Origin of the sequence: Cellulomonas sp. (assembly GCF_035634735.1) — a bacterium.
Lineage (GTDB): Bacteria > Actinomycetota > Actinomycetes > Actinomycetales > Cellulomonadaceae > Cellulomonas.
Map to the genome: position 1 here is coordinate 1 of NZ_DASQCJ010000232.1, position 10,250 is coordinate 10,250.

Below are 10,250 nucleotides of genomic sequence, written 5' to 3' on the forward strand. Positions count from 1 at the left end.
GGACGCGGCCTCAAGGTCGCGCGCACCCTCGAGGAGATCCCCGAGCTCTACGAATCCGCGGTGCGCGAGGCCGTGGGCGCGTTCGGCCGCGGCGAGTGCTTCGTGGAGAAGTACCTCGACAAGCCGCGGCACGTCGAGACCCAGTGCCTCGCCGACGAGCACGGCACCGTCGTCGTCGTCTCCACCCGCGACTGCTCGCTGCAGCGCCGGCACCAGAAGCTCGTCGAGGAGGCCCCCGCGCCGTTCCTCTCCGACGCGCAGCGCGCGCAGCTGGTCGACGCGTCGATCGCGATCCTGAAGGAGGCCGGCTACGTCGGCGCCGGGACCTGCGAGTTCCTGGTCGCCGCCGACGGGACGATCTCGTTCCTCGAGGTGAACACCCGGCTGCAGGTCGAGCACCCGGTCTCCGAGGAGATCGGCGGCATCGACCTGGTCCGCGAGCAGCTCCGCATCGCCGACGGCGAGCCGCTCGGCTACACCGAGGTGGAGACCCGGGGCCACTCCTTCGAGTTCCGGCTCAACGGCGAGGACCCGGCCGCCGGGTTCCTGCCCGCGCCCGGGAAGATCTCGACGCTGCGGTTCCCGGCGGGCCCGGGCGTGCGGGTCGACTCCGGCGTCGTCGAGGGCGACACCGTGTCCGGCGCCTTCGACTCGATGATCGCCAAGCTGATCGTCTCCGGCGCCACCCGGCAGCAGGCCGCCGAGCGCGCGCGCCGCGCCCTCGCCGAGCTCGAGATCGCCGGCATCCCGACCGTCGTGCCGTTCCACCGCGCCGTGATGGCCGAGCCGGCCTTCGTCCCGACCGCGCCGGACCAGCCGTTCGCGGTGCACACCCGGTGGATCGAGACCGAGTTCGCCGACCGGCTCCCCGCCCTCACCGGCACCCCGGCGGTCACCGCCGCCGGGCCGGCCGCCGAGGACGGCGAGCCCACCGAGCTCGAGCGCGTGGTCGTCGAGGTCGGCGGCAAGCGCCTGGAGGTCGTGCTGCCCGCCGCGCTCGCCCTGCGCGCGGGGCGCGGCCGCGCCGCCGCCGCGGGTCCCCGCCGCTCGGCGCCGCGCCGCGCCGCCGGCCGCCCGGCCGCGTCCGGCAACGCCCTCACCTCGCCCATGCAGGGCACGATCGTCAAGGTCGCGGTCGGCGAGGGCGACACGGTGGCCGAGGGCGACCTGGTCGTGGTGCTCGAGGCCATGAAGATGGAGCAGCCGCTGGTCGCGCACCGCGCCGGCACCATCGCGTCCCTGTCCGCCGACGTCGGCGGGATGGTCGCGGCGGGCACCGCCATCTGCGAGATCGTCGACTGACCGCGGTGCCGCGCCGACCGCACCACCCGGGCGACGGGTGGGTCGAGTGCCGGTGCGGCCGCCGGCACTGGGGCACCGCCGGGGCCGCCGGCCTGCTGCTGGCGCGCCCCGCGACCGGCACCGACGCCGCCGCCGTCGTGCTCCAGCACCGGGCGCCGTGGAGCGACCAGGGCGGCACCTGGGGCCTGCCGGGCGGGGCGCGGCACACCGGGGAGTCCGCGGTCGACGGCGCCCTGCGCGAGTCCCAGGAGGAGGCGGGCATCGAGCCGGCGTCCGTCCGGGTGGTCGGCGAGCACGTGCTCGACCACGTCGACTGGTCCTACACGACGGTCGTCGCGGTGACCGCCGGCCCCGTCGACGCCCGGCCGACCGACGACGAGAGCCTCGCGATCGCCTGGGTGGCGCTCGACGACGTCGCCGCGCTGGAGCTGCTGCCCGCGTTCGCGGACGCGTGGCCGACGCTGCGCGCCGCGCTGCCCCCGGAGGTCGAGGGCGCCGCGTCCTGACGCGCGCGGGGCGCCCGCGGCCCGCCCGCGACCCGCCCGCGGCGCACCCGCGCGGGCGACGTCGTTCGCCGGGGCGGCACGCCGCCCACTACGTTGACGGCGTGAGCGTCCCCGAAGCCGCACCGCCGACGGTGCCCCCCGCGTCCGCACCGTCGCCGGCCGGGAGCCCGCTCCCCCCGGACGCGGGCACGGCGACCCGGGTCTCGCTCGTCGCGCTGGTCACCGTGCTCGCCCTGGACGCCGTCCGCGCCGCCGGGCCGGTCCTGGACCGCGCGTTCGCCGTCAGCACGGTCGCGGTCGCCGCGGCCGCCCTGGTCACGTTCCTCGGCGCGGGACTGCTCGCGGCCCTGGCGCTGGTCGGCACCGGCCGCCGGGGGCCCGGCACCGCGTCCGGCCGCACCGTCCTCGCCACGGTCGTCGCGCTCGGCGCCGCCCGGCTGGTCACGCAGGCCGTGCACGACGAGGCGCGGTTCGTCGCCGGGCTGGTCAGCGCGTCGCTCGCCGTCGCCGCCCTCGTCCTGGCGACCACGCTGGTCGCGGGCCGGCCCGGCGGCGGGCGGCAGGCGGCGCTCGGGCTGACGCTCGGCACCGGGCTGTCGGCCGCGCTGCAGCTGGCGCTCGGCACCTGGGACGCCCTGTGGCGGGGCGGCGTGCTGGGCACCGTCGTCGCGGTCGCCGCGGTGCTGCTCGCGGTCGCCCTCGCGTGGGTCGCGCGCGGCGAGCAGGCCACGGGCCGGCCCCGGCGCACCTGGGTGCTCGGGCCCGCGCTCGCGCTGGTCGTCATGGTGCTCGGCAACCCGGCGTTCGCGGCGGCGCAGTCGCACCTGCCGCTAATGGCGGCCGGCACCGCGACGGTGCTCGCCTCGGCGCTCACGGCCTGGCTGCTGCTCGTCCCCCGGATCATGGCCCGGCCGGTCCGCTGGGCCGCCGCCGTCCTGCTGCCGGTCGCCACCGCGGTCGCCTTCCTCACCACCGGCGTGCTCGCGCTCGTCGCGGTCCTGGTCGCCCAGGCCGCCGCGGGCGTCGTGCTCACCGTGGCGCTCAAGACCCGCCGGCCCGCCCCGCCCGGGATCCCGCGCACCGCCCTCGCGACCGGCGGGGTCGGGCTGGGCCTCGTCGTCGTGCTCCTGCTGTACCTGCTCGACTACGACGTGCCCCTGGGCGTCGACAACGCCTGGGTCGTCGTGCTGGCGGCCGCGCTGCTCGCGACCGGCGGGCTGCGCTGGCGGACGCCGGCGGAGCCCGCCGAGGCCGGGGCGCCGGTGGCGGGCGCGGCGGCGGCCGACGCCGGGCGCGAGCCCGCTCCCCCGCTGCGCGCCAACGCGCTGCGGTTCCTCGTGCTGCCGTCCGTCGCGCTGCTGCTGGTCGGCTGGGTGTCCGCGACGCTCGCCGCGCCGGCGCCCGCGGCCGACGCCGACCCCGACACGTTCGTGGTCCTGGACTGGAACCTGCACTACGGCGTCGCCGCGCACACCGCCGTCGACCTGGAGCAGATCGCCCGCACCATCGAGGCGCAGGGCCCGGACGTCGTCGCGCTCCAGGAGGTGTCGCGCGGCTGGGTGCTCGGCGGCGGCTCCGACATGCTCACCTGGCTCGGCCACCGGCTCGGGATGCACGTCGCGTTCGCCCCGGCCGCCGACCAGCAGTTCGGCAACGCCCTGCTGTCCCGCGCCGAGCTCGAGGACGTCGAGGTGGTCGACCTCCCGTACGGCGCCGGGCCGCAGGACCGGTCGGCGCTCACGGCGCGGGTCGACGGCCCCGGCGGCGAGCCGATCCGCGTCACCTCCGTGCACCTGCAGCACCGGGACGACGTCGACACCCGGCTGGGGCAGCTCGCCGCGCTCGAGGCGGCGCTGCCCGCCGACGCGCCGTCGGTGCTCGCGGGCGACCTGAACGCCGAGCCCGGCTCGGCCGAGCTCGACGCGCTGGACGCGGCGGGCTGGGTCAGCGCGATGGACACCGCGGGCGCCGAGGACGTGCTCACGCACCCGAGCAACGAGCCCGCCGTGCGGATCGACTGGGTGCTCGGCCGGGGCGGGGTGACGTTCGCGGAGGCGCGGGTGCTCGCCGACGCCTCGTCGGACCACCTGGCGCTGGTGACGGAGGTCCGGGCGGGCTGACGCGGCACGGGCGCCGTGCCCCCGCGCCGGCCTCCCGCCCCGCCCGGGCTCAGCCCTGGTCGGTCCGGTGCAGCACCCGCGCCACCTCGCCGATGGACCCCGACAGCGACGGGTACACCGTGAACGCGTTCGCCACGTCGTCGACCGTCAGGCTGTGCGACACCGCGAGCGTGATCGGGAAGATCAGCTCCGACGCCCGCGGCGCCACCACGACGCCGCCGAGCACCGTCCCCGCCGTCGAGTGCGCGAACAGCTTCACGAACCCGTCCCGGACGCCGAGCATCTTGGCGCGCGGGTTCCTGGCCAGCGGCAGCGTGTGCGTGACGAAGTGCGCGTCCCGCTCGATCAGAGCCGTCTCGCTGAGGCCGACCGTCGCGATCTCGGGCGCGGTGAAGATGTTCGCCGCCACCCCGCGCAGCCGCAGCGGCGCCACCGCGTCGCCGAGCGCGTGCGACATCGCGATGCGGCCCTGCATCGCGGCGACCGACGCCAGCGGCAGCACGCCGGTGACGTCGCCGGCGGCGTAGACGCCGCGCGCCGAGGTGCGGGACACCTTGTCCACCTCGATGTGCCCCGACGGCGTGGTGCGGACGCCCGCCTCCGCCAGGCCGAGGCCCTCGGTGCTGGGGATCGAGCCGACCGCCAGCAGCACGTGCGAGCCGTGGATCTCCCGGCCGTCGGCCAGGGTCACGACGACGCCGTCCGCGGTCCGCCGGGCGGCCTGCGCCCGCGAGCGCCCGACCACCTCCATGCCGCGGGTCCGGAACACGTCCTCCAGCATCGTCGCCGCGTCGGCGTCCTCGCCGGGCAGCACCCGGTCCCGGCTCGACACCAGCACGACCTGCGAGCCCAGCGACACGTACGCCCCGGCGAACTCGGCGCCGGTCACGCCCGAGCCGACCACGATCAGCCGCTCCGGCAGCGCGTCCAGGTGGTAGAGCTGCGTCCAGGTGAGGATGCGCTCGCCGTCCGGCTGCGCGTCGGGCAGCGTGCGCGGGGTCGCGCCGGTGGCCAGCAGGACCACGTCGGCGTCCAGGGTCTCCTCCGCGTCGCCGGTGACCACGACCCGCTCGGGGCCGTCGAGCCGCCCGTGGCCGATCACCACGCGCACGCCCTCGCGCTCCAGCCGGGTGCGGATGTCGTGCGACTGCGCCAGGGCGAGGTCGCGCACCCGGGCGTTCACCGCCGCGAGGTCGATGCTGTGCCGCCGGCTGCGGCCGGTGTCCCGGGCGGGGTCGTCGTCCTCCGCGGGGCCGGCGGGCACGTCGAGCCGGATGCCGAGGTCGGGGGCGCGCTCGGCGATCGTCATCCACTCCGCGGTGGCGATCAGGGTCTTCGACGGCACGACGTCGGTGAGCACCGCGGCGCCGCCGAGGCCCGCGCGCTCCACGACGGTGACCTCCGCGCCGAGCCGGCGGGCGACCAGGGCGGCCTCGTACCCGCCCGGTCCGCCGCCGACGACCACCACGCGGGGCGCCGGGCGGTCGTCGGCCGGGGACCCCGGCGCGGGCGCGGCGGCGCTGCTGGTGGACGAGGCGGGCGGGGCGGCCGCGGCGTCGGCCGCGTCGGCGGCGGCGGGCGGGGTCGTGGGGGTCGACGGCGTCACGGGTCCATCTTCCCGGTTCGCGCCGCCGGCGCACCCCCGCCACGCGCGGCGGCGGGACCTCCGGGGTCCTGCGGGGCGGGTGCGGCCGGTACGCTCGACCGTTGCGACCGCACGTGTCCCGCGCGCCGGGTCGCCACCCCGCACCGACACCGCCGCACGCACCGCAAGGAGCACCCGCATGGCCGACGACGCCCGCCTCGACGACCCGACCACCGACCCGCTGGCCGTCGCGGCCGACGCCGCCGCGTTCCTCGCGGAGGCCACCGGGGTCGAGCAGCACGACGTCGCCCTGGTGCTGGGCTCCGGCTGGGGCGGCGCGGCCGACCTGCTGGGCGAGACCGTCGCCGAGATCGCCGCGCCGGACGTCCCGGGCTTCGCCGCGCCGGCCGTCGTCGGCCACGTCGGCACCATCCGGTCGATCCGGATCGCCGCGACCGGCAAGCACGCGCTCGTGCTCGGCTCGCGCACCCACCTGTACGAGGGCAAGGGCGTGCGCCGGGTCGTGCACGGCGTCCGCACCGCCGCGGCCGCCGGCTGCTCGACCGTCGTGCTCACCAACGGCTGCGGCGGCCTGAACCCGGCGTGGGCCCCCGGCACCCCGGTGCTGATCCGCGACCACATCAACCTGACGACCGTGTCCCCGCTGGAGGGCGCCACGTTCGTCGACCTCACCGACCTGTACGCCGGCCGGCTCCGCGACGTCGCCCGCGAGGTCGACCCGTCGCTGGACGAGGGCGTCTACGTGCAGTTCCGCGGCCCGCACTACGAGACCCCGGCCGAGGTGAAGATGGCCGGGATCCTGGGCGGCGACCTGGTCGGCATGTCCACCACCATCGAGGCCATCGCGGCGCGGCACGTCGGCATGGAGGTGCTCGGCATCTCCCTGGTGACCAACCTGGCCGCCGGCGTCGGCGACGAGCCGCTGTCCCACGCGGAGGTCCTCGAGGCCGGCGCCGCGGCGGGTCCGCGGATCAGCCGGCTGCTGGCGGACATCGTCGGCCGCATCTGATCGACGCGCCGCGCCGCCCGGGGTCCCCGCGGCGGCGCGGCGCGCAGCACGGCACCACCGCGGCCCGCGCGCCGCGCAGCAGGCAGCGAGGTCGGGGCGGGGCGCCCCGGGGAGGACGGCAGACGGATGAGCGAGCGCACCGAGACCGGCGCGGACGTGACGGAGCAGGGCGACGCCTGGGCGGAGCTGGCGGGCCGGGTCCGCGACTGGATCGCGGACGACCCGGACCCGCGCACGGCCGCGGAGCTGACGGCGCTGCTCGACCGCGCCGAGGCCGGCGAGCCGTCCGTCCGCGGTGGCGCCTCCCCCGAGGAGCAGCAGGCGGCGACCGACGTGCGCGACGCCCGCGAGGACCTCGCCGACCGGTTCCAGGGCTTGCTCCAGTTCGGTACCGCCGGCCTGCGCGGCGCCGTCGAGGGCGGCCCGCACCGGATGAACCGCGCGGTCGTCATCCGCGCCGCCTCCGGGCTCGGCGCGTACCTGCTCGGCGAGCTCGAGGGCGTCTCCCCGGCGCCGAAGGTCGTCGTGGGCCACGACGCCCGGCACGGCTCCGTCGACTTCGCGCGCGACACCGCCGCGGTGCTGACCGCCGTCGGCGTCGAGGTCGTCATGCTCCCGCCGTACCTGCCGACGCCGGTCCTCGCGTTCGCCGTCCGGCACCTCGGCGCCGACGCGGGCGTCATGGTCACCGCGAGCCACAACCCGCCGAAGGACAACGGGTACAAGGTCTACCTCGGCGGCCGCGTCGTCACCGACTCCGGCCAGGGCGCGCAGATCGTCCCGCCGATGGACGGCGCGATCGCCGCCGAGATCGGCCGCGTCCCGTCCGTCGCCGCCGTGCCGCGCGCGGCCGACGGCTGGTCGACCGTCGGGCCCGAGATCGTCGACGCCTACGTCGCCGAGGTGCTCGGCCTGGCCGACCTGTCCGACGAGGCCCGCGCCCGGCACGCCGCGCTGCGCGTCGTGCTCACCCCGATGCACGGCGTCGGCGGCGGGACCGCCCGCCGGGTGCTCGCCGAGGCGGGCTTCACCGACGTGCACGTGGTCGCGCTCCAGGCGGAGCCCGACCCCGACTTCCCGACCGTCGCGTTCCCCAACCCCGAGGAGCCCGGGGCGATCGACCTGGCCGTGGCGCTCGCCGCCGAGGTGCAGGCCGACCTCGTGATCGCCCTCGACCCCGACGCCGACCGCTGCGGCGCCGCCGTCATCGACCCGCGGATGCGCACGCACATGAGCGCGGGCGCCGCGGGCTCCGACGGCTGGCGGATGCTGCACGGCGACGAGACGGGCGCCCTGCTCGGCAGCGTGGCGGCCTCCCGGCTCGGCACGGCGGGCGCGCCGGTGGCGGACGACGCCCCCGTGCTCGCGAACTCGATCGTGTCGTCCCGGCTGCTCGGCCGGATCGCCGCGCACGCGGGCCTCCGGCACGCCCAGACGCTCACGGGCTTCAAGTGGATCTCCCGCGTCGAGGGCCTCGTCTACGGCTACGAGGAGGCGCTGGGCTACTGCGTCGACCCGGCGCACGTGCGCGACAAGGACGGCATCTCCGCCGCCCTGACCCTCGCCGGCCTGGCCGCCCGCCTCAAGGCCGAGGGCCGCGCCCCCGTCGACGTGCTCGACGACCTGGCCCGGCAGCACGGCCTGCACCTGACCGACCAGCTGTCGGCCCGGTTCACCGACCTGTCGCAGATCCCCGAGACCATGCAGCGGCTGCGCGAGCACCCGCCGGTGGTGCTCGCGGGGTCGCCGGTCATGGCCGTCGTCGACCTGGCCGCGGGCACGGACGCCGACCGCGAGGGCCTGCCCCCGACGGACGGCATCCGGCTGCTCACCCAGGACGACACCCGGGTGATCGTCCGGCCGTCGGGCACCGAGCCCAAGGTGAAGTGCTACCTCGAGGTCGTCGTGCCGGTCGAGGAGCACGCCTCGGTCGCGGCGGTCGGCGAGGCGCGGGTCGCCGCGCGGGCGCGGCTGGACGCGGTGCGCGCGGACGTGGCGGCGGCGCTGGGGCTCTGACGCCGGGCCACGACCGCCCGCGCGCGGGCGGCCCGTGCCGCTAGCGTGCCGGGTGTGGACACCGTGACCCCGGCCCCCGCTCGGCCGGCCGCGGCGCGGGCGGTCGCCGGGCCGGTGCTCGCGACCGCCCTCGTCGCGGCGGCGGCCGTGGCCGCGCTCTGGCTGCTGGGGCTCCCCCAGCCGCACCAGCAGGTGTGCCCGGCCGTGCTGCCGGTGCCGTGGTGGTGCTCCGCCGAGGGCGTCCGGGCGCACGGGCTGCGGCTCACCGGCCTGGTGCTGGCCGTCGCGGGCGTGGCGGCGGTGGTCGCCGTCCGGCTCGGGCGCCGGTGGCCGCGGGCCGCGTGGCTGCCGCCCCTCGCCGTGTGCCTCGCGGGGTGGGCCGCGTACGGGGCCACCACGCCCTGACCGCGGCGCCGCCGGGCGGACCGGGACGCGACGACGGCCCGTCCCCCGCTGCCGGGGTGACGGGCCGTCGGTCGTGCGCGCGGGGCCGGGCGGCTCAGTACCCGCCGTCCGCCTCGAAGCCCCCGAGCACCGCGGCGGTGCCGGACAGGCCGAGCCGGGTCGCGCCGGCCTCGATCATCGCCAGGGCGTCGGCCGTGGTGCGGACGCCGCCCGAGGCCTTGATGCCGAGACGGCCGCCGACGGTGGCGTTCATGATCTCGACGGCGTGCACGGAGGCGCCGCCGGCGGGGTGGAAGCCGGTCGAGGTCTTCACGAAGTCGGCGCCCGCGGCCTCGGCGGCCCGGCAGACCTCGACGATCTCGTGGTCGGTGAGCGCGGCCGACTCGATGATGACCTTGAGCACGACGGGCGCCGGGGTGGCGGCGCGCACGGCGGCGATGTCCGCCTGCACGTCGGCGAACCGGCCCTCCTTGGCGGCGCCGACGTCGATCACCATGTCGACCTCGTCCGCGCCGTCGGCGACGGAGCGCGCGGCCTCGGCGGCCTTGACGTCGCTGTGGTGCTTGCCGGACGGGAAGCCGCACACGGTGGCGACCTTGAGGCCCTGGGCGTCCAGCGGCAGGAACGACGGCGAGACGCACACGGAGTAGACGCCGAGCGCGGCGCCCTCCGCGACGAGCGCCTCGACGTCCGCGCGGGTCGCCTCGGGCTTGAGCAGCGTGTGGTCGACGAACTGCGCCAGCGCGGCGGCGTCGAGGGACTGGGTCATGCGCGGTGCCTTCCTGTTCCGGTCGGTGCGTGACCGGGGACGATGACCCGGTCGATGAGGTCCTGGCGCTCGTCCGCGTGGACGAACGCGTGGCGGGCGGCGGTCAGGGTGACCGTCCGCACGTCGTCGAGGGTCCAGCCCGCCTCGGTGACGAGCAGGTGCAGCTCGCGGCTGAGGCCGGTGCGGGACTGCAGGCGGTTGTCGGTGTTCACCGTGACGGCGAACCCCAGCCGCAGCAGGGTCGTGACGGGGTGCTCGGCGATCGACGCGGCGGCACCGGTCTGCAGGTTCGACGTCGGGCACACCTCGAGGGCGATGCCGCGATCCCGGACCCAGTGCGCCAGGCGGCCCAGCACGGGCGCGCCGTCGTCGTCGTGCTTGATGTCGTCGACGAGCCGCACGCCGTGGCCCAGGCGCAGGGCGCCCACGTCGACCGCCTCGTCCATCGAGTCGCGGCCCGCGGCCTCGCCGGCGTGCACGGTGACCGGGAACCGGGCGGTGCGCAGCTGCGCGAACG

9 protein-coding genes are annotated in these 10,250 nt (G+C 77.6%); 6 read left to right on the plus strand and 3 right to left on the minus strand.

Translation table 11 applies throughout. From position 1 onward, the window contains the following. From VER05_RS18745 to VER05_RS18755, 3 genes are all read left to right on the plus strand, one after another. Positions 1–1,302 (plus strand): biotin/lipoyl-containing protein (locus VER05_RS18745; protein WP_324846827.1); only part of this gene is annotated, 1,302 nt, incomplete at its 5' end. A gap of 5 nt (positions 1,303–1,307) precedes the next feature. Further along, the gene (locus tag VER05_RS18750) at positions 1,308–1,808 is read left to right on the plus strand and encodes an NUDIX hydrolase (protein ID WP_324846828.1); all 501 of its coding nucleotides are present in this window, start codon (positions 1,308–1,310) and stop codon (positions 1,806–1,808) included. A gap of 101 nt (positions 1,809–1,909) precedes the next feature. Continuing rightward, positions 1,910–3,928 carry an endonuclease/exonuclease/phosphatase family protein gene (locus tag VER05_RS18755; RefSeq protein ID WP_324846829.1) on the plus strand — a complete coding sequence of 673 codons (2,019 nt, stop codon included), beginning with the start codon at positions 1,910–1,912 and terminating at the stop codon, positions 3,926–3,928. Between the two features lie 49 nt (positions 3,929–3,977). On the opposite strand, the gene VER05_RS18760 is transcribed toward VER05_RS18755, so the two are convergent. After that, positions 3,978–5,396, minus strand: coding sequence for an NAD(P)H-quinone dehydrogenase (locus tag VER05_RS18760; RefSeq protein WP_324846834.1), 1,419 nt, complete (start codon positions 5,394–5,396; stop codon positions 3,978–3,980). Between the two features lie 316 nt (positions 5,397–5,712). On the opposite strand from VER05_RS18760, the gene VER05_RS18765 reads away from it, so the two are divergent. The 3 genes from VER05_RS18765 (at position 5,713) to VER05_RS18775 (ending at position 8,964) form a co-directional block, all read left to right on the plus strand. Then, positions 5,713–6,543 (plus strand): purine-nucleoside phosphorylase, encoded by an 831-nt coding sequence (locus tag VER05_RS18765; RefSeq protein WP_324846830.1) that lies wholly within the window; start codon positions 5,713–5,715, stop codon positions 6,541–6,543. A gap of 126 nt (positions 6,544–6,669) precedes the next feature. Beyond that, on the plus strand, positions 6,670–8,559 hold the full coding sequence (locus VER05_RS18770) for a phospho-sugar mutase (protein WP_324846831.1): 1,890 nt from the start codon (positions 6,670–6,672) through the stop codon (positions 8,557–8,559). A 54-nt stretch (positions 8,560–8,613) separates the two neighbouring features. Continuing rightward, positions 8,614–8,964, plus strand: coding sequence for a hypothetical protein (locus VER05_RS18775; protein WP_324846832.1), 351 nt, complete (start codon positions 8,614–8,616; stop codon positions 8,962–8,964). Positions 8,965–9,058: 94 nt separating this feature from the next. Here VER05_RS18775 and deoC read toward each other — a convergent pair whose 3' ends face one another. After that, positions 9,059–9,733 carry a deoxyribose-phosphate aldolase gene (gene deoC, locus VER05_RS18780; RefSeq protein ID WP_324846833.1) on the minus strand — a complete coding sequence of 225 codons (675 nt, stop codon included), beginning with the start codon at positions 9,731–9,733 and terminating at the stop codon, positions 9,059–9,061. Further along, a partial coding sequence (locus VER05_RS18785; RefSeq protein ID WP_414647657.1) for an adenosine deaminase family protein occupies positions 9,730–10,250 on the minus strand: 521 nt, incomplete at its 5' end. The genes VER05_RS18785 and deoC, both read right to left, overlap by 4 nt.